The following is a 21,579-nucleotide window of genomic DNA, read 5'->3' on the forward strand; positions in this document are numbered from 1 at the left end:
TACGCTTGTTTTTTGCTAAAGTTGTAGTACATACTAAAATAGATAACAGAGTTAATGTTTAAATTTTAAAATGCATTTTAGTTGGAGAGAAGCGTGGGGCAATCAGAGATGGCAGTAAAGGAATTAAACAATAGCATTTTAACGCCTGTGCAAAAGAAAAATAGAAAACAAATACAGATGTGGCTTTACTCTATTTTATTGCTTTGTTTAGCAATTGTCTTAGTGGGAGGCGCTACTCGTTTGACGGGATCAGGATTATCGATAACGGAATGGAAGCCAATACATGGCGTTATTCCACCGATTGGTGTGGATCAATGGCAAGAGGAATTTTTAAAATATCAACAGATAGCACAGTATAAGCTGCTTAATCCTGATATGACTTTAAGTGCTTTTAAGGTCATTTTTTGGTGGGAGTGGGCGCATCGTGTTCTTGGGCGTCTTGTTGGTCTTGTCGCTTTATTAGGGCTCATTTGGTTTTGGGCAACTAAACGTGTTGAAAAAAATATCTTACTCCCGATTATTGTTGTGCCTATTCTTATCGCCTTTCAAGGCTTTATTGGTTGGTGGATGGTTGCTTCAGGGATTGGACAAAGTAATTTAACAAGTGTGAGCCAATATCGTTTGGCATTTCATCTTATAACGGCATGTTTTGTGATTATTTTTGTTACTTATTTATCTCGAGGGCTTGCAGAATATTCAGAAAAACCAGCAAATAAAAAGGTGCAATATTTTGCGGCATGGCTCGTTATTCTCGTCTTGATAGAGATTTATTGGGGTGCTTTGGTTGCAGGGCTTCATGCTGGAAAAGTCTATAATACATGGCCCCTTATGGATGGTCAGATTATTCCTGATGGATTGTTACAGCATCGTCCTGTTTGGCTCAATTTATTCGAAAATCCCTTAACGGTTCAGTTTATTCATAGATTTTTTGCTTATTTTTTATTGATTGCCTCGGCTATTCATGCTTTCTATGTACAAAAAAATGTTCCCCGTTCAACCCACTCTCGTCGTGCATTTCTTATCTGTGTTATGATTATTATCCAAGCACTTTTAGGTATTTTGACACTATTACATGAGGTTCCGATAAGTTTGGGGCTCATTCATCAAAGTATGGCATTAGTCGTGTTGTGTTTTGTTGTTGCGCATTGGCGAGCAACAAAAGGGGCATATTGTGCTGTTGAATAAAAGCTTGTGGGTAGGGAGGTTTAGTCGCTTGCAAGTATTAAATCGAGGTTCTGGATAGCTGCAGCTGATGCGCCTTTTCCTAAATTATCGAATATGGCGCTGAGATTAAAAATACCTTCATGATCATTTCCAAATACGAACAGTTTCATACCATCTTTATTGGCTAAACATTCTGGATTAAGTCTTTGAAGTGAAGCAGTTTCTTCTTGTGATGCAACTAAAATGGTATTTTGTCCATCGTAATGGTTTGCGAGAATTTCGCGCAAATCAGAACAGTTTGCTGATTTTGTGAATAAATGGCGATGCAGAGGAAGATTCACAATCATTCCTTGGGGAAAACGACCCACACTTGGTATAAAAACTGGGGTTTGATTGATTTGTCCATAGATTTTAATTTCTGGCACATGTTTGTGTTCAAGATTAAGACCATAGATAAAATAATTGCCCTGAATATTTTGTTGAGATTGATTTTCCATTTGTAAAATCAACTGTTTTCCACCACCGGTATAGCCGGAGATTGCATTAATCGAGATAGGATAATCGGCGTCTAGCAGTCCTGCTTCACGGAGTGGGCGAATCAAACTAATGGCACCGGTAGGATAGCATCCGGGATTGGTTATATAATGTGCTGCTTGGATGCGCTTTCTTTGTCCTGCTGTCATTTCAGGAAAACCGTAAACCCAGTCTGGTGCAACACGGTGGGCTGTCGAGCTATCAATAATCCTAATGTTTTTATTTTTTTGAAGCCAATGAACCGTTTCGCGTGCAGCATCATCTGGAAGACACAAAATAGCAATATCGGCTTGATTAAGATAGTCTTGTCGCAGATGAACATTATGGCGATCTTTATGAGCAAGAGAGAGTAGTTTTAAATCTGTACGTCTTTCTAAGCGTTTTTGTATTTGTAGTCCGGTTGTGCCATGTTCACCATCAATAAAAACTTTGGTTAGCATTCTTATTTGCCTTCGTATTAACTTTGCCTATTATATTCAGCTTTTCACATTATAAATTATTTTTAATCATTAAATTATTGAATTTCTTTAGATTATAGATATTTTTTGTAAAAGGTGTAAACAAATAAGAGTGTAAAAAAAGAAATGTAATCTCATTTTTTACTATTCTCGAGAGGAAAGTTTTTCGCTGTTTTTATAACAAAGAATAAGATAAATATTTGCCTCATTATTTTTGAGTGTAAGTAGTTTAAAATGTTTGGTTTGCATGGTTTGCTGTGTTATCGTTCTTTGACTTTATTTTTTTATGTTAGGAATGTGTTTTATGACTCAGCAAGAAAATGACGCACAAAAGCGCTTTTTTAATGATAATTTACAAACTGTTGATGGTGCAATTTTTGACGCAATTAGAGGGGAGTTTGAGCGTCAACAACATGAAATTGAGCTGATTGCTTCAGAGAATATTGTTTCAAGAGCGGTCCTTGAAGCGCAAGGGTCTGTTTTAACCAATAAGTATGCAGAAGGTTATCCAAGAAAGCGCTACTATGGTGGGTGTCAATTTGTTGATGTCGTTGAAGATTTAGCTATTGAAAGGGCAAAACAGCTTTTCGGTGCTGCGTTTGCGAATGTACAGCCTAATTCTGGTAGCCAAATGAATCAAGCTGTCTTTTTAGCTTTACTTCAGCCTGGTGACACATTTATGGGGTTGGATTTAAATGCTGGAGGTCACCTTACGCATGGTTCACCTGTTAATATGTCAGGAAAATGGTTTGATGTTGTTTCCTATGGTGTGCGTCAAGAAGATCAGATTATTGATATGGATGAGGTTGAGCAGCTTGCAAAAGAACGTAAGCCAAAACTTATTATAGCAGGGGGCTCATCTTATCCACGGCTATGGGATTGGGAAAGATTCCGTGAAATTGCAGATGAAATCGGTGCTCATTTACTCGTTGATATGTCTCATATTGCTGGTCTTGTTGCTGGTGGCGTGCATCCTTCACCTGTTCCACATGCGCATATTGTAACAACAACAACACATAAATCGCTTCGAGGTCCCCGGGGTGGTTTAATATTGACAAATGATGAGGCTTTATCCAGAAAAATTAATTCTGCAATTTTTCCTGGTCTTCAAGGTGGTCCTTTAATGCATGTGATTGCCGCAAAGGCTGTTGCGTTTGAGGAGGCTTTGCGTCCCTCTTTCAAGAGTTACAGTGCCAATGTTGTCGCTAATGCGAAAACTTTAGCAAAAACATTACAGGGTAATGGTTTTAATATTGTTTCTGGTGGTACAGATAATCATTTGTTGTTGGTTGATTTACGTTCTAAAAATCTAACAGGTAAACGTGCTGAATTGGCTTTGGGACGCGCTCATATTACCTGCAATAAAAATGGCATTCCTTTTGATTCTGAAACGCCATCTATAACATCGGGAATTCGTTTGGGATCACCTGCTGCCACGACGCGTGGTTTTTTAGAAAAAGAGTTTATTCAAGTTGGTCATCTGATTTCAGAAGTTCTTGATGGTCTTCGGAGTGCAAAAAGTGATGAAGATAATCATGCCGTTGAAATGGCTGTTGAGAAAAAGGTAAAAGATATAACGAATCAATTTCCTCTTTACTCTTATCTTACCACTCGTTAAGGATACAAAGGATGCGCTGTCCTTACTGCCAATATGAGGATACACAGGTCAAAGACTCTCGTCCAGCAGAAGAGGGGGCAGTGATTCGCCGCCGCCGTGTGTGTTCCGTTTGTGGTGGTCGTTTTACAACTTTTGAACGTGTTCAGTTGCGTGAGCTCTTGGTTGCTAAAAAAAGTGGACGATGTGAACCCTTCGATCGTGATAAGTTAATGCGATCAGTTGATGTGGCTGTACGTAAGCGCAATATTGATCCTGATCATATTGAACGAGCAATTTCTGGCATTGTACGCCAGCTTGAAAGTTTGGGAGAACCAGAGATTTCTTCAGAAAAAATTGGGCATCTTGTGATGGAAGCATTGAAAAGAATTGATGATATTGCTTATATTCGTTTTGCTTCTGTGTATCGAGATTTTCGTAATGCAAGCGATTTTCACGATGTTATAGATGAATTGTCAAAGGGTATCGCGGATACAGAATCTCGTTTTGATGAATAAAAAAGTGCAAGATGAACGGTTTATGGCTGCAGCTATTCGTTTAGCAGAACGTCATGTCGGTCTTACAGGTGAGAATCCTTCCGTTGGTACGTTAATTGTGCGAAACGATAATGGTGCTGTGGGGGCTTTTATTGTTGGCTATGGCGTAACAGCTATTCATGGGAGTCCTCATGCGGAAGTGCAAGCTTTACACATGGCAGGTTCTTTGGCTCAAGGAGCGACTGCTTATGTTACTTTAGAACCTTGTGCGCATTATGGAAAAACTTCGCCGTGTGTGAATGCGCTTATTGATTCAGGTGTTTCTCGAGTTGTTATTGCGCTGACTGATTGTGACAAGCGTGTTGATGGTCATGGTATTGCTCTTTTGCGAGCGGCGGGTATTGAAGTGGTTGAGGGCATTTTAGCTGAAGAGGCTTTTGAATCCTTATGGACGCATTGGTGCATAAGGAAGATACAACGCTGTGCGGTCACTTTTAAAATGGCAATTTCTGCCGATAATGGTGTTGGAAAAAGAGAGAAGGGCAGCGTAAAAATTAGTGGAACACTTTCTCATGCCCATACGCATATTCTACGTGCTCAAAATAATGCTATCCTCGTTGGTATTGGTACTATATTAGCAGATGATCCACAACTCAATTGCCGCTTGCCAGGGATGGAGATGCGCTCACCAATTCGTATTATTTTGGATGCAGATTTATCTATCCCCCTTGATGCAAAAGTTGTCCAAACAGCCATAAAAATTCCTACATGGGTTATTTGTGATGTGGATATTTCAAAGAAAAGCAAAAAAAATGCATTGGAGCAATATGGTGTGTCTGTTTATTCGGTCGAGATGAACAATGGTTGTGTAGAACCCTTTGCTCTTTTACAGATGCTTTATAAACATGGGATTAATAGTGTTTTATTGGAAGGGGGTGTCAAGACAGGGGAAAAATTTTTGAATGCTGGTTGTGTTGATCATTTGATATGTTTTCATACCCCCATTGTTTTAGGCAAAAATCGTATTGAAGCCCCTCATTTTGGAAATTATCTCTCGCAGTTTCATGAGATTGAGACAAGAATGTTTGGAAATGACCGTTTTTATAAGTGGAGACGTAAGACATTATGTTCACAGGAATTATAACGGATATTGGTTGTGTTGAAGATGTTCAACCTTTAAAGCAGGGGATGCGTTTAAAGATTTCTACCCGCTATGCTATAGAAAGCTTAGCAATTGGGGCGTCAATTGCTTGTTCAGGAATTTGTCTGACAATTGTAGAGCGAGGATTAAAGCAAGAAGATTCCAATTGGTTTGTTGTCGAGGCGTGGGAAGAAACATTACGTTTAACGAATCTTGCACAATGGATAAAAGGAACTTTTGTTAATTTGGAACGTTCGCTTCGATTGGGTGATGAAATGGGAGGACATTTAGTTTCTGGTCATATTGATGGTTTGGCTGAAATCATTGATCAAAAAAATGAAGGGGATGCAATTCGCTTTTATTTAAAAGTTTCAAGACAATTTATGCCTTTCATTGTTAATAAGGGATCTATTGCACTTAATGGGACATCTTTGACTGTTAATGGTGTTGAGGATTGTGTTTTTGATGTTCTTATTATTCGCCATACACTTGAAATGACAACGTGGGGACAAGCTAAAATTGGAGATCGGGTCAATTTGGAAATTGATCAACTTGCTCGTTATGCTGCAAAACTTTTTACTTTAAAAAGAGAAGATGAATAAGCCAACACTCTATTGATCGTTTTCAGAATTTTATGCTTTATAACTTTGATTTTTTTGATTCGTTTTTTGTGGAATTCCATTATGATGAAAGAGATAGGTAAAAAGCCTCACGTATTGATTGTTGAGGCACGTTTTTATGAGGGGATTTCTGATGCACTTTTGAGAGGTGCAGTGAATACTTTGCAAAAAGCTGAAGCAAGTTATGATGTTGTAACGGTTCCTGGAGCATTAGAAATACCAAGTGCAATAGCTTTTGCTGAACAAAACAAGATATCGTATGATGGTTATGTTGCTCTTGGTTGTGTTATTCGGGGTGAAACATATCACTTTGAAATTGTTGCTAATGATTCTTGTCGTGCATTGATGGATTTAACTGTTCATCAGCACTTGGCTATTGGAAATGGTATTTTGACTGTTGAAAACGAAGAACAAGCATGGGTGCGTGCAAAACTAGATGACAAAAATAAAGGTGGTTTTGCGGCTGAAGCTGCTTTATGTATGATCGCTCTAAAAAAGAGATTTGGAGATAATCGTTAAATATGGCTGATATAAAAAGCAGACATTTTCCGCGTTCAGCCAATAAACGTGGAGCAGCAAGACTCGCTGCAGTTCAAGCACTCTATCAAATGGATATCGTGGGTTCGGGGGTGATGGAAACGGCAGCTGAGTATGAGGCTTATCGTTTGGGAAAAGATATTGATGGAGACCAATATCTTGAAGCTGATTTTCAATGGTTTTTGGCTATTATAACGGGTGTTGTAAAAGATCAAAAGCAGCTTGATCCGCTGCTTCATCAACAGCTTTCTGCAGAGTGGTCTCTTTCACGTCTTGATTCTATATTGCGAGCAATTTTACGAGCAGGTTTATGGGAGTTGATCAACCGTAAAGATGTTCCCGTTGCAGTTGTCATGAATGAATATGTTGACATAGCAAAGGCGTTTTTTGAAGGTGATGAGCCAAAACTTGTTAATGCAGTTCTCGACAGTATGGCAAAAAAAGTCCGCCTCTAAGAGGTACAAATCCCTATTATAGATCTGATATTATCAGACCTATAATATTGAAACGGTATGCAGACTATATAATTTAGTTATGGGGTGGCAAATTCACAGGGCCTTTTATAATTTGAATTAAGAAAGGATGTTCTTTCGTTACAGTTGGCGTTGTTTGTGTAATAAAATCAAACACTTGACCGTCTTGTAATCCGTAATTTGCAACTTTTGCAACCTGATTATTTTTATTGAAGTAAATGGCTAAAACTTTGCGATCAATAATCTTTGTTTTCATAAACTGCATCCCACGATAACGTGTCTGTGAGATGTAATAAAAAACTTCATTATCATATTTTGTTTTTAATGAAGGGGTCCCTAAAGTTAAAAGAACTTGCTCTTGACTTGAGCCAATAGAGATAGAACTTAGAGCATTTTTATCAAGAACATAGCCTTCTCTATAAATTTGGCTCGAACCTGAAGAATCAAGAAGGCTACACCCAGCAAGCATTCCTATGCTTGCTATTGATAGACCAATCAATAATTTACGTTTGATTAAGGCTATTATGTGAGGCATTTGAAACAATGGTATCTCCTTTTTATACTGAGATGTAGGACAAGAAGGCAACCTCAAGTTTTTTCTAATTTTAACTTAATCTACCGTAGCTTACACTGAGTTTCCCTGTTATAAAGCAAATTATGCCATATAGAATTTCTTTAGAAAAGAAAAAAATGCATAAATACTTGAGATAAATAAAAACATATTGCTTTACGCGTTTTTATGTTTGGGAGTTGTCAATGAATGTTCAAAATGTTCCTCAAATGACATTTGCTTTGGCTTATCCAATATCTGTACGTTCTCTCCCTGCTAAAGGTATAAGGGTTCATTTTTGTGCAAACAAAAAAGAATGTACACATTTAGCCCAGAACCATGATTTAATTGAAGTAAAATCTTGTGAGGGAAAATTCCATATTTTCCCGTGGAAAAAACGCGGAGTGCGTATAAAAGGTCTGTTGCAAGCGCGTATACTACAGTTATGTGTTGTTACATTAGAACCATTAGAAAATATCCTTTGTGAAAATATTGAGGTTGTTTTTGTTCCTGAAGATTCAAATTTGATGAAGCCCCAAATATCAGAGGATACAGGGGAATTGTTTTTAGATGTGGAGGGGCTTGATACTCCTGAAGTGTTTTATGATGATAAAATTGATATTGGCGCAATCATGGAAGAGTTTTTTGAGTTGTCTATTAATCATTATCCACGTAAAGAAGGGATAAAGATGAATATGGTTGAAAATTTAGAAGAAGCAGAGCGAAAATTCTCTCCATTTTCTGTTTTGAAAAATTGGAAGTGATTGCAGAAACATACAAAAAATATCTATTGTATGCTAAACGGTATTTTCTGCGGAGCGATTTTCGCAAGATGTGCTGTGTGAGTATTCAGGAGCTAAAAATCATAATATGTATTTAAAGATGTAAATGAAAAGATGTGGGATATGCAAGCGTGATTAGAATTTCTGTGGATGTCATGGGCGGTGATTACGGTCCAGAAGCAGCTATTGCAGGAGCAGCAATTGTACAAAAATATTTATCAAATATTTATTTTCTATTTTATGGAGTAGAGGAGGCTGTTCGTCCGGTTTTAAAAAAATATCCCTGTTTGGATTCTGTATCGCGCTTTTGCCCTACAGAAAGTTATACACGCATGGATGAAAAGCCAAGCCAAGCACTTCGTAATGGACGTGGTAAATCATCAATGTGGTACGCCATTGAAGCGGTAAAAAATGGTGAAGCTGATGCTTGCATTTCTGCTGGTAATACGGGTGCACTCATGGCCATGTCTTATTTTTGTTTGAAAATGCTTGCAGAGGCTGAACGTCCTGGTATTGCGGGTATCTGGCCAACACTGCGCAGTGAGAGTATTGTTTTAGATATTGGAGCAACAATTGGTGCCTCTGCTAGTCAGTTGGTTGATTTGGCGGTTATGGGAGCAGGTATGTTTCGCGCTTTATATCACACTGAAAGACCAAGTGTTGGGCTTTTAAATGTGGGGGTGGAAGAGGTTAAAGGACTTTATGAAATAAAAAAAGCAGGAATGATATTGCGTGAAGTGCAATTAGAAGGATTGGAATATAAAGGATTTGTTGAAGGCAATGACATTGGAAAAGGAACAGTCGATGTTGTTGTGACAGAGGGGTTTTCTGGTAATATTGCTTTAAAAACCGCAGAAGGAACCGCGCGACAGATAGGAGAGATTTTAAACTCTGCAATGCGCAGTTCTTTTTTAACATCTCTTGGTTATTTTTTATCACGGGGTGCTTTTCGTATACTGAAACATAAAATGGATCCTGATAGGGTGAATGGAGGAGTGCTTTTAGGTTTGAATGGTGTTGTTATAAAAAGTCATGGCAGTGCTAACGCTAATGGCTTTGCTTCTGCTATCCGCGTTGGTTATAAAATGGTTAATAACGGACTTTTACAAAAAATAACGGCTGATTTACGGCGATTTCATGAAAATAAAGAAACACTTTTTGACCAAGAAGATGAAGTGGTGATGAATGGAGAGTCCTTATGATAAGCTCTTATAATAGAAATGAAAAATTTGAAGAAAAGGTAAGAGCTGAATGATTCGGTCAATTATACGTGGTGTAGGAAGTGCTTTGCCGAAAAGAAGTTTATCAAATGAAGAGATTGCAAAGTTTGTTGAAACGTCAGATTCATGGATTGTTCAGCGTACAGGAATACGCCAACGTTATATTGCCAGTGAAAATGAAACAACTGTTTCTTTAGGAGTTGAGGCTGCGCAAGCAGCACTTACAAATGCTGGTTTAACAATAAAAGACATCGATTGTATTATTTTAGCAACGTCCACCCCGAATCGTACTTTTCCTGCTTCTGCTGTTGAAATTCAGCATGCTTTGGGAATGAGCCATGGATTTGCTTTTGATATTCAAGCTGTTTGCTCTGGTTTTATTTTTGCTTTAACAACAGGAGATTCTTATTTACGGTGTGGGGGAGCTAAAAGAATTTTAGTTATTGGATCCGATACATTTTCTCGAATTTTAGATTGGGAAGATCGTACGACATGTGTATTGTTTGGTGATGGTGCTGGTGCTGTTATTTTGGAAGCACTAGAAACTGAGGGGGGTATTGCTTTTGAGCGTGGTATATTGTCTGCGAAATTGCGTTCTAATGGTGCTTATATAGATAAGCTATATGTTGATGGTGGACCTTCAACAACACAAACGACAGGCTATTTGCGTATGGAAGGACGAGAAGTTTTTAAATATGCTGTTGGTATGATAACGGATGTGGTTGATGATTGTTTTGCAGCTGCAGGTATGGATTCTTCACAACTAGATTGGTTTGTACCTCATCAGGCTAATAAGCGCATTATTGAAGCATCTGCTAAAAAGCTGGGAATTTCACTAGATAAAGTTGTGATTACCGTTGATCAACATGGTAATACGTCTGCTGCATCAGTTCCGTTGGCTTTAACAACAGCTGTTTGCGATGGAAAAATAAAAGAAGGAGATCTTATCATGTTAGAAGCCATGGGAGGTGGATTTACATGGGGAGCAATTCTTATTCGTTGGTAAATTATGGCTACTTGACCATATTTCAAGAAAACGTATAAGTCATTTTGTAATTTTTAATATTTTAATAGGTGGTTATAATGACAAGTAAGACAGTAACGCGTGCAGATTTAGCGAGCGTAGTTTGTAAAAGAGTGGGCTTGTCACATACTGAATCAGCAGCTTTAGTCGAATTGGTTTTGGATGAGATTTGCAACTCACTTATAAGAGGTGAAGCGGTTAAATTATCTTCTTTTGCAACTTTTCAGGTTCGCAGTAAAAATGAACGTGTTGGACGCAATCCAAAAACAGGTGTTGAAGCACCGATTCCGCCGCGACGTGTTGTGACGTTTAAGGCTGCCAATGTCCTTAAACAGAGAATTTTAGATTCGCATCGTGCAAAACAGAAAAAATGATATCTCATAAATAAATGCCATGGTATGTTTGGTATTTGTTAAAGAAATGTATAAAATAAGGGTCTTTATTTTTTAGAAAAAGACTGGTGAGTAAGGTATCAATGATGGTCTTATTTTTGACTAATCTTGTTGAGAAATTGAGACAGAATGAGTCATTGTGAAGTAATTTATTTTGTTTTAAATAAGGTGTTACAAAATGGATAAAAGCTCTGATGCTTTTCGCACAATTAGCGAAGTAGCGGAGTTATTGGAGCTTCCGCAGCATGTCTTAAGATTTTGGGAAACACGTTTTAGGCAGATTAAACCAATGAAACGTGGGGGAGGAAGGCGCTATTATCGTCCGGTCGATGTTGATTTGCTCAATGGTATTAAGCAGTTACTATATGATCAGGGTTATACGATAAAAGGTGTGCAACGCCTTTTGAAAGAAAATGGTGTTGCTTTTGTGACTGCATTGGGTAATGGTGATCTTGATGCTATGAATGTGGTCATAGAGAAAAAACATGCAGGACAAACTTCTGAAAATGCTAGCAATAAGCCTAAGAAATCTTCTTTTGGGCTTTTGAGTTTCATGAGGAATGAGGGAGAAACATCTGTCGGTTCTGTGAATCTTTACAAAGATAAAACTGATAAAGCATTGTTACAAGAAATTCTGTTTGAACTCATTGAATGTAAGCGTGTTCTTGATAGAGCACGATAATAATATTTTTTTTATTTTATATGTGTTTCGTAGATATTTAGATGTTTTATGGATGTGCCCAGAATTTTATACGTTCAGCGAGTAGTCATATATCGTATGTGTATATTTAACGAGTTTTTTATAAGAGTTTTTCATTTAGTAAAACATGAAGAAGAGAAAGAATAAACGCTGAGTTTTGCCATTTTTTTTGATTTGGCTTTATAAAAATTAAGGCAATATCTCATCAGTGTAGATTGCGGGATGTAGAATGCCATTAGCTTACCAATTCATGTGCTTGTTTTAAAGAGATGTTTCTTAAGGCTTCTTAATCTTATTTTACCATAATGCCTCGTGAATGATTAATGGTAAACTCGTTGAGTACCGCTATTTTTATACTTATGAAGGTTCAAGTCGGCATCATCATTATAATTATAGCCTGTTCTCAATGACTGCAACAATTCTTAGCACTTTAGGCGGTTCATTGTAGGCATTTTAAAAGTCCTTTCTCAATAATTTTTATCCACGCACTCATTCCGCTTGTTTCGTGCAAGCAAATGATTTTGATAGATTCAACATAAACATATTAAAAATAAGAGAAGCCTATGATATTCGAAACCTTATTTAATATGAATAACGATATATTATCATTATAAATCAATATATTGTCCTTTTTATAAGGGCTTATCTTACGAATAAGAAATATCATTGTTCAGCTAATTTTACATATTTTTTATTAATAAATATAATCTTGTTTTCAGTTTTCTTGCTTGATGTTTCTATAATTATTGTAATGATCTATCCATCATAATAGCAGAATTTTTTTATTATAAAGGTAAAAGATTAATGTTATTATTAATATTCAATTGTCTATGATTTTTGCATTTAAACAGCTCATAGCTTATATTCAACTTTTTCACCAATCCACCTTGTAGAGAAAGAGCACGTTATTCTTTCTGGTGACAGGTCATTGTGCATGAAACAAAAACACACTACAATATCAAATTATTTCATTTTGTACAAAAACTGAAAATTTATAGTAAAAAATTAACGTATTACCATCTTCCGTGATATTATGCATTTATTACACGTTGCAAATCTGGAGGTGTTGCTTCATTTGAGAGTTGTTTAATCACATCTTCTACAGATAAAAGGGTTTGATTTGTACTTCCTAAGCGGCGCATATTTACGCTGTTTGTTTCAGCTTCACGTTTGCCACATACCAAAATTACGGGGACTTTTTGTAAAGAATGTTCTCGTATTTTATAGTTAATTTTTTCATTGCGGAGATCTATTGTTGCGGAAAGCCCAACAGCTTTAAGTTTTGCTGTTATTTTTTGGGCATATTCATTTGCTTCGGATGTAATTGTTGCAACAACAATTTGTTCAGGAGCAAGCCAAAGTGGCATATGTCCAGCAAAATTTTCAATTAATATACCAAGAAAACGCTCCATTGATCCAAAAATAGCACGGTGGATCATAACAGGTTGACGTTTTTCTGAATCTTTATCAATATAGAATGCACCAAAACGTTCAGGGAGATTAAAGTCTATTTGTGTTGTTCCACATTGCCATTCACGACCGATAGCATCCTTTAATGTATATTCAAATTTTGGACCATAAAATGCTCCTTCACCTGGAAGGATGCTTGTTTTGATTTGTCCTGCAAATTTTGTTTCAATCGTTTTAAGGACAGATTCCATGATACTTTCTGCATGATCCCATAATGCATCAGATCCAACTCGTTTTTCTGGACGGGTTGAAAGCTTAAGACTAATTTCTTTAAAACCAAAATCGGCATAAGTTGATAAAATAAGATCATTAATACTGAGACATTCATCGGCTAATTGTTCATCAGTACAAAAAATATGCGCATCATCTTGTGTAAAACCACGCACACGCATAAGACCATGTAAAGAGCCTGAAGGCTCATAACGATGAACAAGTCCAAATTCAGCAAGTCTAATAGGCAAATCACGATAAGATTTTAAACCATGTTTAAAAATTTGCACATGACCAGGGCAGTTCATTGGTTTAAGGGCATAAACATTCCCATGATCTGAATCTTCTTCTGCTGAAATTACTTTGAACATATTCTCCTTATACCAACCCCAATGGCCAGATATTTCCCAGAGTGACCTATCGAGAACTTGTGGTGCATTAACTTCAGCATATTGATGATCATCAAGGCGTCTACGCATATAGCTGATCAAATTTTGGAACATTTTCCAACCTTTTTTGTGCCAAAAAATCATTCCTGGCCCTTCTTCTTGAAAGTGAAATAAGTCCATTTCACGTCCCAAGCGGCGATGATCACGTTTTTCAGCTTCTTCTAGCATATGGAGGTAGGCTTTTAAGTCATTTTCATTTGCAAATGCTGTTCCATAAATTCTCGTGAGCATTGGATTATTGGCATCGCCACGCCAATAAGCTCCTGCAACTTTCATTAATTTGAAAGCATTCCCAATTTGCCCTGTAGATTGCATGTGCGGTCCGCGACAAAGATCAAACCACTCCCCTTGATAATAGATTTTTAAATCTTGATTTTCAGGAATGCTATCAATAAGTTCAACTTTATAAAATTCCTTTTTCTCAGAAAAAACTTTTCTTGCTTTTTCACGAGACCAAATTTCTTTTCTAAAAGGTTTATTGCGTTGGATAATTTCACGCATTTTCTTTTCAATGACGGTGAGATCATCTAATGTGAAAGGTTGTTGGCGTGCAAAATCATAATAGAATCCGTTCTCAATGACAGGACCTATTGTTACTTGCGTTTCAGGAAAGAGCTCTTGCACTGCTTCAGCAAGGACATGGGCGCAATCATGCCTTATGAGCTCAAGAGCGCGTGAATCTTCTCGGGTAATAATCTCTACTTGACCAGATTGTCCCAATGGATCCGATAAGTCTCGCGTGATACCATCAAGACTATAGGCGACTGCTTTTTTTGCAAGTGATTTAGAAATAGATTCTGCTAATTCCAAGCCTGTCATTTCAGCGGGGTAATTACGTTTTGAACCATCGGGAAAAAAAAGAGAAATAGAGCAAGACATAAAAACACCCTTTTAATCCAATTCCGCTAACGATTGCGGATGGTTTCGTGAAAATTGAGTAAAAAGCTTATAGACTAATTTTTTATCAATACATGTGAAAAAAGAAAAGGATTATTTGTTGTGTTTGTCAGAAATTTTCCAGTAACGCCAAGGTTTATAAAAACAGCAAGAATTTCCAAGCGATGGAGGGACTGGATCAAAGCCATCTGTTCCAAAGGGCCCACAACGCATGATACGAAAGAGTCCCATCCATGCACCAGCCCAAAGCCCATGGCGTGCAATCGCTTCATATGTATATTCTGAACAAGTCGGGGCATGGCGACATTGATTGCCTATAAGGCTCGAAAGTGTTATTTGATAGAACCGTATTAAGAAAATACCCAATAATCGTCCGGGTGTTTTTTGCCAAGTGCCTGTGTAATTCCGAGTCAACTTTTTTTGTCTAGATTGTGATTTGAACATTTATTTTTCTTCAATTTTTTGAATGCAGTCTATCGTTGCATCAAAGGGTAGTAGTGTTGCTGCATGGCGCACTTTATAGTCTTTAATGGGCTGTAAGCAAGAAAAATCCTCAAATGGAGCTTGAGGAGAAGGACCATTTTGCGTTAGCATTTGGTAGATAACTTCACGCAATATTTTAAGATCTTGAGTTGTTTGTCCGATGATATGAGATGCTAAAAGTGAAGCTGAAGCTTGCCCTAGCACACATGCATGTATTTCGTGAGCAAAATCGGTAATAATACTATTTTCCACTTTTAAATCTACAGTGATTGTCGAACCACAAAGGTGTGCATGTTTTCTTGATGTTGCATCAGGATTATTAAGACGCCCAATTTTGCCTATATGTGCAGCATATTTAAGTATTTTATCATTATAGATAGTATCAATCATGCGCTATTGCCTGAAATTTTGAAAGTCGTGATTGTTTAAACTTTTAATTCGCTTATATAGAGATTATACAAAATGAGATAGGTATGGAGCAAATGCTTTGTATAGAGTAAGCTTGGAGTTTTTGAATGCGTAATGTTGTTAAAGAAGACGCAAATTTATCTGAAGAAAAGCGTCCGAGTATTGAAAAGGTGGAAGAAGCGATTCGTACATTACTCTTATGGATAGGGGAAAATCCAAATAGAGAAGGGCTTTTAGATACTCCAAAACGTATAGCCAAGGCATATCGCGAGCTTTTTAATGGTTATAGTCAATCGGTTAAAGAAACCTTAGGTACAGTTTTTGAAGAGGTTTCAGGATACAATGAAGCCGTAATCGTAAAGAATATACCTTTTTATTCACACTGTGAGCATCACATGATCCCAATTATTGGGAAAGCACATATAGCATATCTTCCTAATGCAAAAATTGTTGGTCTTTCAAAAATTGTACGTGTTGTAGATATTTTTTCTCGTCGTTTACAAACTCAAGAAGCTATGACAGCGCAAGTGGCTCACGCGTTAAAAACGTATCTGAAGCCTCATGGTGTAGCAGTATTGATTGAGGCTGAGCACATGTGTATGGCTATGAGAGGAATCCAAAAACAGGGCTCTACAACAATTACAAAAAACTTTCATGGTTATTATGAAAAAGATCAAGCGGCACAAGCACATTTTATGATGATGGTTCAAAGGTCATAGTAAAGCCCATATTTCTCTTAATCTTTATTAAGTTATAAAGCATCCGGATAAAATAAATTATGAGAAAAAGAAAATTGGCTTGTACCTTTCTTTATGATTTGTTAAAGGCTAAAAACCAAGATTTTTTCTTTCCACGTGCGGTCGTGGCGAAATTGGTAGACGCGCAGCGTTGAGGTCGCTGTGGGGCAACCCGTGGAAGTTCGAGTCTTCTCGACCGCACCAGTTAGCAGTGAGTCTCTCCATAATGAGATGAAGTTATGTTAGAGAGAGGGGATTTATAGGCATTATAGAAAAATCTTTTTTGTATGTTATTTGTTGGTGTGTTGCCAATAATGTTTCGTTTTTTATTACTTTATCTATGCATTTGAAATGTTATATTTTTATAAGGTGGGGTGAAGTTGCAGTGAGAAGTATAATGATTCTGAGATATTTAACACTTCTTATTTGTATTTCTTTATTATCAGCGTGTAGTGATTCACGTGCTGTACTTTGGCATGGGGTGCATGCAACACCTTCTATGACTGCCGTAGAAAGGGAAGTTGAAGGGAAACCAGTTTCTCCAAAAGCCGTCGTTCCAGTGTATGTTGCAACAAGTCGTATGATGCAAAATAATTACGCTCAACCTTATGGTGCAGAGCGATCAAATAAAGTTCATTATAATCGTGTTGACGTAGGAATTCCTCAGCAACATGTAAAGGGAGTTGTTGAAATAAATGCCTATAAACCTACGCATGATAAGTATTTTGCAGCAGTAGCATTGCAAAAATACGATAATAAAGAACAGTTTAAACAGCAATTAAATGCTGCTTTAGCAAAAAAGCCAAAAGGAAAAAGAGAAATTTTTCTTTTTATCCATGGGTATAATAATAATTTTGCAGATGGTACATTTCGTACAGCACAGTTTACACACGATTATTCTTTAAATGTTGTCGCTGTGCATTATTCTTGGCCTTCGGCCGGATCAGTTCCTCTTTATATTTATGATCGTGACAGTGCTAATTTTGCCCGTGACGGATTGATAGAGCTTTTAACACTTATTAGTGAAACCAATGCTGATCAAATTTCGGTTATTGCACATTCTATGGGCAATTTTGTTATAATGGAAGCATTTAGAACGTTAGCGTTACAGGGAAAATATAAGCCTATTCGTCGTATTACAAGTTTATTAATGGCTGCACCAGATATTGATGTTGATGTATTTGAGCGACAACTTAATGATATAAAAAAACTCCCGCAGCCAACCGCTATTTTAGTATCCAGAGCGGATAAAGCTCTTGCGGTTTCAGGACGTCTTACGGGTGGACATCATCGTGTGGGCGATGGCTCAGATATTGAAATGTTGCGTAAAAATGGAATAGCTGTTCTTGATTTCTCTCATGTGGATGGGGGAGCACACAATGTCTTTGCATCTTCGCCAACGTTGATGGCTCTTTCTCGAGAAGGTTCTTTGGCTTCCACAATTATGCAAGGTACAGAATTGTCACCTAGTCAAGCCCTTCTTGCTGATGGTAGTAGTGTATTGGAAAAAACAACACATCTTATCCTTTATACACCTGTACGTTTTCTCTCTCCACGGATTCCACGTTGATCGTGAAAAGAGAGAAGGGGCTCCATCGAATAATGTATTGGAGGTAATATTTTTTAGCACTTTCTTTAGAATGGTCTTGTAAAATGAAAAATAAATAGCGGGATGAATGTAAAAAACAGTCATTAGGTGAGTTTGTGATGATTGCACGTAAACGCTATGTTAATACGCCTACAGTTGTTGATTATTTGTCTCATTCCGCAATTAAGTTATTAGACATTCATGCTATGCTTGTGAAGGTGAGAAAAGGTGATATGGGGGAAAAACCAAATTTATTGCGTCAAATTGATTCTACAAAAAAACAGTTAGATGAGATAAGCCATGCTCTTATTTTAGAATATCGTAAACGCCAAGAAAATGAGCGTTTTTTAAAACAAATTCTGCTATCCATTTCTGATCAACTTTTTGCACTTAATAATGGTTTTAAGGAAACAGGACGTCTTTTTTTTCAAGAAGTTAGAATTCTTCAATCTCAGATGCAATGTTTATATGAGGGAAAGGAGAGGCTGCATTTGTTGAATAGCCAAGAATCTTTTTGTTCTCCGTCAAAGATTGATGAAGTCATTAAACAGTTACAAAAAGCACGAGAAAAGCTTATTCTTGAAAGCCCACATCTCTTTGAAAAAAGCACAAAAGCTAAACAATAAAAGTTCTTTAGTTGAGCAGATAGATAATTTGAATTTTACAGCAAAAACGCTGTTAGATAGAAGGCTATAACCTTTTTAAAGAAAAGAATTTGCTTTAATAAATGAAACACATGCCTTATATCTTTGCTAAAGTTAAGGCTGATGAATTAGGTGGCTTTATTGAAAAAAATGTTTGTGGAAAGAATTTTACAAAAAACTTTCTGATTCTTTTAATAATAGCCCGCCGGATAATTTTACCAATATCATGAAGTTGTTAGTATATTCATTAGGCAAATAAAAAGCAAGTAAAATAAAATAGTTATGTCTAATATAAGGGAATAGGTGAATCTTGATTCTATTGAGTTTTTTGCCTCTATCCCTCATCTTTTTGAAGCTTTTTTATCGCCTCTATAGCTAACCTTTTGCGATCTGCACTCTTTGTGTAAAGAGATGCCATAGCATCATTTGTCCAGCCAAAAATTGCTTTGAGTTGTGGTACTATTGCACCAGAGTTAGCTGCGCGTGTTGCTGCTAATTTTTTTAAGCCATGTGCTGATTTTTTTATTTCTGCTACGTTACAAGCCTCTCGAAAAAGGTTGCCAAAACTTTCTTTAACTAGTTTTTTACCTTCTTTACCACAAATGAATGTTTCTTCTCCAATAGGATCAGTTTCAAGCGTTTTGGCTAATTCCGGTAAAATAGGTAGAAAGACATCTGTTTGGAATTTACTTTTCTCTGTTTTGAGATGAATAATATTGTCTTTGACATCTTTCCAGCCAATGCGAACCGCATCACCACGACGTAAGCCCGTATACAGAAGAATATCAATCCAAACGCGTTCATGGGTACCATGGGACCATCTTTGATAATATTTCTCAACATCTTCTTTTGTCCAAACAGGAAAGCCGCTTTTATTTTTAAGAGGAGGTTTTTTGACGCCTAAAGTTGGATTATTTTCCAAAAGACCTTGATCAATTGCCCAATTAAAAAGACCATTAAGGGACTTCAGAAAGTTTCTAGCCATTGCTGGTGTATCTTTACGCCGTTCAACACCGGCTATAATATGTTTCTTTTCAATTGCTTGGTATGGAATATTTCCTATGGAGTCGCATATCCTCATAAGAATGTATTCTTTTTGTTTTTTTGTAGCTTTAGTGTAGCTATGCCAATTAGAGCTGTTAAAGTATTGTTTAAGCAGCCATGCAAATGAACCTTCAACAAGTTTACCGGTTTTTGATTTAGGAAGTATAAGCCCTTGTAACTCGACAAGTGTGCTTTTGTTGTTATCAACAAACTCTTGCGTTCCATAGGTACCGCGTATTCTAATGCGTTTACCGTGACCAATACGTACATACCATACAATTTTGCCATGTTGAGTAATTTGTTTGATAGCCATAAAAGCGTTTATAGGCTCTGTAATTCAAATGAGTGATTAAAGATCATACGCAACATTTACATTCCTTTTGATAAGTTTTATATCTCTCATAAAGCACTTGCAATATGATACGTTTTGTATATATGCACTGATTACTCCATTGTGGATGATTCATTTTAATCAATAAGAATCGCTATTTGAAAGCCGCGTCATATCACTTGGCGCGGCTTTTTTTTATTTTACTCTCTCTTTTATGATATGTTTATAGCAATGCGTTTTATATGCGTTTATACACCATAAAAAAGGCACGCCCCCCATATCTATTTTTATTCTGTTTTATCAGTTATATTGACAACATTATCGTTTTCATAAACCTTACATTTTTTTGGAACGACACTTACTTTACTTTGACTGTTTAATTTTGCATTGCCATAGGCTTTACCCCAGACCTTGGCATGATAGGAAACCTTGGCATTGCCATAAACCCACGCATTATCATACACCCAGAAATTGCCATCATGGGATAAGTTACTTTCCTTTTCGATATAGCCTCCCAGATCACCTACTTTGACATCATCAAAGTCTTTTAAAGCTTTAATGCGATAAAGGTTTGTAATTTTCTTAGTAATTCTATCTTTAATTTGTTTGATTTCATTTGTTAATTGGTATTTTTTGCACATAAAGATACCCTCACAATCTAATATGATAAACGTTTGCTAAAATTTGGAATAGGAAAATTTGAAAGAGGAGCGCCCCCGCCACGCCTGTACTTTCATTTACACCGCTTTATTGATTAGACCCAGACAATCTCTAATTCACCATAAGGAGAGAGACGTTCAGTATAGGTTTTTATTTTAGTAGACTCGCCGACATTTTCACGAATAACAGCAATGCCATGAATATTGGCATTTTCATAAACCCTAGCATTGCCATAAACCCTTGCATTTTCATAAACGTGACCATTTTTAAACACAAGAGCCTCATCATAGTCCCAGCAATTGCCCTCATGAGAGAGGTTATCTTCCTTTTCAATAAAGCCGCCTAAGGTACCTGCTTTGATATCAGCAAAATCTTTTAATGCTTTAATAATGAAGTCAATTAAATCTATTTAGGATAAATAGCGAGTATCAGGTGAGGTAAAGTCATTTAAAAGCGGATAAATTTTTTTCAAAAAGTTTTTTAAATGCGGTTTATCCAAAGCCCATGACACGGGGTCAGATCAGAAAAATAGTGAAATTTGCTGTTTATTTTATGGAAAAAAGACAAATGCACTATGTGCTTTAAGATATCAGAATGAGTGTTTTGATACATTTTACCACGCATTTTATAGATAGGTTTTGAAGGTTTCTCAAAATACTCAAAACCTTCAAAACTTATAGATGAGGCGTCTTTTGAAGGTTCACTCTATGAATGCAAGGGGATATGGTTGAGCAAATTTATCCTTTATATTTATGGGGATATTAATGTATTAACCATTGACGGGCTAAACAGTTTTGTTTAGAGGTTTCTTTATATAAATGTGGGGGAGAGATCTTCAGCAGTTAAAATAAAGTGGTTTTTGTAAAATAAAGCAGTTTTTGGGTGTCACTTTTTGGGTCACAGAGGCATGTGCTTTTGTTAAAAGCGTTATAGGGCAGTGGCTGTTTTGAGTGGATTTATTAGCGGTTCCAT

At 36.8% G+C, this 21,579-nt stretch carries 22 protein-coding genes, 1 tRNA gene and 1 pseudogene; 16 read left to right on the plus strand and 8 right to left on the minus strand.

Annotation, left to right across the window (positions count from 1 at the left end):
* The first annotated feature begins 93 nt into the window (after positions 1–93).
* Complete coding sequence (locus ACFIM6_RS02865; RefSeq protein ID WP_375611567.1) at positions 94–1,185, plus strand: COX15/CtaA family protein; 1,092 nt, start codon at positions 94–96, stop codon at positions 1,183–1,185.
* A 20-nt stretch (positions 1,186–1,205) separates the two neighbouring features.
* Here the strand turns inward: ACFIM6_RS02865 and argC are convergent, their stop codons facing one another.
* Positions 1,206–2,138: an N-acetyl-gamma-glutamyl-phosphate reductase gene (gene argC / locus ACFIM6_RS02870; protein ID WP_375611568.1), complete on the minus strand. Its 933-nt coding sequence runs from the start codon at positions 2,136–2,138 to the stop codon at positions 1,206–1,208.
* Between the two features lie 322 nt (positions 2,139–2,460).
* On the opposite strand from argC, the gene glyA reads away from it, so the two are divergent.
* The 6 genes from glyA to nusB all read left to right on the plus strand — a co-directional run bounded on the left by glyA (position 2,461) and on the right by nusB (position 7,000).
* Positions 2,461–3,774 carry a serine hydroxymethyltransferase gene (glyA, locus tag ACFIM6_RS02875; protein WP_375611569.1) on the plus strand — a complete coding sequence of 438 codons (1,314 nt, stop codon included), beginning with the start codon at positions 2,461–2,463 and terminating at the stop codon, positions 3,772–3,774.
* Positions 3,775–3,785: 11 nt separating this feature from the next.
* Positions 3,786–4,268 carry a transcriptional regulator NrdR gene (gene nrdR / locus ACFIM6_RS02880; protein WP_375611570.1) on the plus strand — a complete coding sequence of 161 codons (483 nt, stop codon included), beginning with the start codon at positions 3,786–3,788 and terminating at the stop codon, positions 4,266–4,268.
* Positions 4,261–5,391: a bifunctional diaminohydroxyphosphoribosylaminopyrimidine deaminase/5-amino-6-(5-phosphoribosylamino)uracil reductase RibD gene (ribD, locus tag ACFIM6_RS02885; RefSeq protein WP_375611590.1), complete on the plus strand. Its 1,131-nt coding sequence runs from the start codon at positions 4,261–4,263 to the stop codon at positions 5,389–5,391. The genes nrdR and ribD overlap by 8 nt, the downstream gene beginning before the upstream one ends.
* On the plus strand, positions 5,373–5,990 hold the full coding sequence (locus tag ACFIM6_RS02890; protein ID WP_375611571.1) for a riboflavin synthase: 618 nt from the start codon (positions 5,373–5,375) through the stop codon (positions 5,988–5,990). Before ribD ends, ACFIM6_RS02890 begins: the two co-directional genes overlap by 19 nt.
* An 81-nt stretch (positions 5,991–6,071) precedes the next feature.
* The gene (locus ACFIM6_RS02895; RefSeq protein WP_375611572.1) at positions 6,072–6,527 is read left to right on the plus strand and encodes a 6,7-dimethyl-8-ribityllumazine synthase; all 456 of its coding nucleotides are present in this window, start codon (positions 6,072–6,074) and stop codon (positions 6,525–6,527) included.
* Between the two features lie 2 nt (positions 6,528–6,529).
* Positions 6,530–7,000 carry a transcription antitermination factor NusB gene (nusB, locus tag ACFIM6_RS02900; RefSeq protein ID WP_015856452.1) on the plus strand — a complete coding sequence of 157 codons (471 nt, stop codon included), beginning with the start codon at positions 6,530–6,532 and terminating at the stop codon, positions 6,998–7,000.
* A 73-nt stretch (positions 7,001–7,073) separates the two neighbouring features.
* Here the strand turns inward: nusB and ACFIM6_RS02905 are convergent, their stop codons facing one another.
* Positions 7,074–7,553 carry an outer membrane protein assembly factor BamE gene (locus ACFIM6_RS02905; protein ID WP_375611591.1) on the minus strand — a complete coding sequence of 160 codons (480 nt, stop codon included), beginning with the start codon at positions 7,551–7,553 and terminating at the stop codon, positions 7,074–7,076.
* Between the two features lie 221 nt (positions 7,554–7,774).
* Here ACFIM6_RS02905 and ACFIM6_RS02910 point away from each other — a divergent pair, with 221 nt between their 5' ends.
* The 5 genes from ACFIM6_RS02910 (at position 7,775) to ACFIM6_RS02930 (ending at position 11,668) form a co-directional block, all read left to right on the plus strand.
* Positions 7,775–8,332 (plus strand): DUF177 domain-containing protein, encoded by a 558-nt coding sequence (locus ACFIM6_RS02910; RefSeq protein ID WP_375611573.1) that lies wholly within the window; start codon positions 7,775–7,777, stop codon positions 8,330–8,332.
* A 149-nt stretch (positions 8,333–8,481) separates the two neighbouring features.
* Entirely contained in the window at positions 8,482–9,552 is a 1,071-nt protein-coding gene (gene plsX, locus ACFIM6_RS02915; protein ID WP_375611574.1) for a phosphate acyltransferase PlsX, read from the plus strand.
* Positions 9,553–9,601: 49 nt separating this feature from the next.
* Positions 9,602–10,576 carry a beta-ketoacyl-ACP synthase III gene (locus ACFIM6_RS02920; protein WP_375611575.1) on the plus strand — a complete coding sequence of 325 codons (975 nt, stop codon included), beginning with the start codon at positions 9,602–9,604 and terminating at the stop codon, positions 10,574–10,576.
* A 77-nt stretch (positions 10,577–10,653) separates the two neighbouring features.
* Positions 10,654–10,968, plus strand: a complete 315-nt coding sequence (locus ACFIM6_RS02925) for an integration host factor subunit alpha (RefSeq protein ID WP_375611576.1) — start codon at positions 10,654–10,656, stop codon at positions 10,966–10,968.
* Between the two features lie 196 nt (positions 10,969–11,164).
* On the plus strand, positions 11,165–11,668 hold the full coding sequence (locus tag ACFIM6_RS02930; RefSeq protein WP_375607116.1) for a MerR family transcriptional regulator: 504 nt from the start codon (positions 11,165–11,167) through the stop codon (positions 11,666–11,668).
* A gap of 1,049 nt (positions 11,669–12,717) precedes the next feature.
* Here the strand turns inward: ACFIM6_RS02930 and thrS are convergent.
* The 3 genes from thrS to ACFIM6_RS02945 all read right to left on the minus strand — a co-directional run bounded on the left by thrS (position 12,718) and on the right by ACFIM6_RS02945 (position 15,585).
* Positions 12,718–14,694 (minus strand): threonine--tRNA ligase, encoded by a 1,977-nt coding sequence (thrS, locus tag ACFIM6_RS02935; protein WP_375611577.1) that lies wholly within the window; start codon positions 14,692–14,694, stop codon positions 12,718–12,720.
* Positions 14,695–14,805: 111 nt separating this feature from the next.
* A complete protein-coding gene (yidD, locus tag ACFIM6_RS02940; protein WP_375607118.1) occupies positions 14,806–15,156 on the minus strand; it encodes a membrane protein insertion efficiency factor YidD in 351 nt (116 codons plus the stop codon).
* Positions 15,157–15,585, minus strand: a complete 429-nt coding sequence (locus ACFIM6_RS02945; protein ID WP_375611578.1) for an iron-sulfur cluster assembly scaffold protein — start codon at positions 15,583–15,585, stop codon at positions 15,157–15,159.
* 125 nt (positions 15,586–15,710) lie between these two features.
* On the opposite strand from ACFIM6_RS02945, the gene folE reads away from it, so the two are divergent.
* From folE to ACFIM6_RS02965, 4 genes are all read left to right on the plus strand, one after another.
* Positions 15,711–16,322, plus strand: a complete 612-nt coding sequence (folE, locus tag ACFIM6_RS02950; RefSeq protein WP_375611579.1) for a GTP cyclohydrolase I FolE — start codon at positions 15,711–15,713, stop codon at positions 16,320–16,322.
* Positions 16,323–16,459: 137 nt separating this feature from the next.
* Positions 16,460–16,544: transfer RNA gene (locus tag ACFIM6_RS02955), tRNA-Leu, on the plus strand.
* Positions 16,545–16,737: 193 nt separating this feature from the next.
* A complete protein-coding gene (locus ACFIM6_RS02960; protein ID WP_375611580.1) occupies positions 16,738–17,910 on the plus strand; it encodes an alpha/beta hydrolase in 1,173 nt (390 codons plus the stop codon).
* 137 nt (positions 17,911–18,047) lie between these two features.
* Positions 18,048–18,554, plus strand: coding sequence for a hypothetical protein (locus ACFIM6_RS02965; protein WP_015856440.1), 507 nt, complete (start codon positions 18,048–18,050; stop codon positions 18,552–18,554).
* Positions 18,555–18,906: 352 nt separating this feature from the next.
* On the opposite strand, the gene ACFIM6_RS02970 is transcribed toward ACFIM6_RS02965, so the two are convergent.
* The 3 genes and pseudogenes from ACFIM6_RS02970 to ACFIM6_RS02980 all read right to left on the minus strand — a co-directional run.
* Complete coding sequence (locus tag ACFIM6_RS02970) at positions 18,907–19,929, minus strand: tyrosine-type recombinase/integrase (RefSeq protein ID WP_375611581.1); 1,023 nt, start codon at positions 19,927–19,929, stop codon at positions 18,907–18,909.
* Between the two features lie 305 nt (positions 19,930–20,234).
* Positions 20,235–20,588 carry a hypothetical protein gene (locus ACFIM6_RS02975; protein ID WP_375611582.1) on the minus strand — a complete coding sequence of 118 codons (354 nt, stop codon included), beginning with the start codon at positions 20,586–20,588 and terminating at the stop codon, positions 20,235–20,237.
* Positions 20,589–20,701: 113 nt separating this feature from the next.
* Positions 20,702–20,995 (minus strand): annotated as a pseudogene (locus ACFIM6_RS02980) (hypothetical protein); the annotation flags it as partial.
* Between the last annotated feature and the right edge of the window lie 584 nt (positions 20,996–21,579).

Origin of the sequence: Bartonella sp. AA9NXGY (genome assembly GCF_042196845.1) — a bacterium.
GTDB lineage: Bacteria > Pseudomonadota > Alphaproteobacteria > Rhizobiales > Rhizobiaceae > Bartonella.

Coding starts and splice junctions, on each gene's coding strand:
- argC (WP_375611568.1), bottom strand. CDS start 2,138: ATGCTAACCAAAGTTTTTATTGATGGTGAACATGGCACAACCGGACTA.
- glyA (WP_375611569.1), top strand. CDS start 2,461: ATGACTCAGCAAGAAAATGACGCACAAAAGCGCTTTTTTAATGATAAT.
- nrdR (WP_375611570.1), top strand. CDS start 3,786: ATGCGCTGTCCTTACTGCCAATATGAGGATACACAGGTCAAAGACTCT.
- ribD (WP_375611590.1), top strand. CDS start 4,261: ATGAATAAAAAAGTGCAAGATGAACGGTTTATGGCTGCAGCTATTCGT.
- ACFIM6_RS02890 (WP_375611571.1), top strand. CDS start 5,373: ATGTTCACAGGAATTATAACGGATATTGGTTGTGTTGAAGATGTTCAA.
- ACFIM6_RS02895 (WP_375611572.1), top strand. CDS start 6,072: ATGATGAAAGAGATAGGTAAAAAGCCTCACGTATTGATTGTTGAGGCA.
- nusB (WP_015856452.1), top strand. CDS start 6,530: ATGGCTGATATAAAAAGCAGACATTTTCCGCGTTCAGCCAATAAACGT.
- ACFIM6_RS02905 (WP_375611591.1), bottom strand. CDS start 7,553: ATGCCTCACATAATAGCCTTAATCAAACGTAAATTATTGATTGGTCTA.
- ACFIM6_RS02910 (WP_375611573.1), top strand. CDS start 7,775: ATGAATGTTCAAAATGTTCCTCAAATGACATTTGCTTTGGCTTATCCA.
- ACFIM6_RS02920 (WP_375611575.1), top strand. CDS start 9,602: ATGATTCGGTCAATTATACGTGGTGTAGGAAGTGCTTTGCCGAAAAGA.
- ACFIM6_RS02925 (WP_375611576.1), top strand. CDS start 10,654: ATGACAAGTAAGACAGTAACGCGTGCAGATTTAGCGAGCGTAGTTTGT.
- ACFIM6_RS02930 (WP_375607116.1), top strand. CDS start 11,165: ATGGATAAAAGCTCTGATGCTTTTCGCACAATTAGCGAAGTAGCGGAG.
- thrS (WP_375611577.1), bottom strand. CDS start 14,694: ATGTCTTGCTCTATTTCTCTTTTTTTTCCCGATGGTTCAAAACGTAAT.
- yidD (WP_375607118.1), bottom strand. CDS start 15,156: ATGTTCAAATCACAATCTAGACAAAAAAAGTTGACTCGGAATTACACA.
- ACFIM6_RS02945 (WP_375611578.1), bottom strand. CDS start 15,585: ATGATTGATACTATCTATAATGATAAAATACTTAAATATGCTGCACAT.
- folE (WP_375611579.1), top strand. CDS start 15,711: ATGCGTAATGTTGTTAAAGAAGACGCAAATTTATCTGAAGAAAAGCGT.
- ACFIM6_RS02960 (WP_375611580.1), top strand. CDS start 16,738: ATGATTCTGAGATATTTAACACTTCTTATTTGTATTTCTTTATTATCA.
- ACFIM6_RS02965 (WP_015856440.1), top strand. CDS start 18,048: ATGATTGCACGTAAACGCTATGTTAATACGCCTACAGTTGTTGATTAT.
- ACFIM6_RS02970 (WP_375611581.1), bottom strand. CDS start 19,929: ATGGCTATCAAACAAATTACTCAACATGGCAAAATTGTATGGTATGTA.
- ACFIM6_RS02975 (WP_375611582.1), bottom strand. CDS start 20,588: ATGTGCAAAAAATACCAATTAACAAATGAAATCAAACAAATTAAAGAT.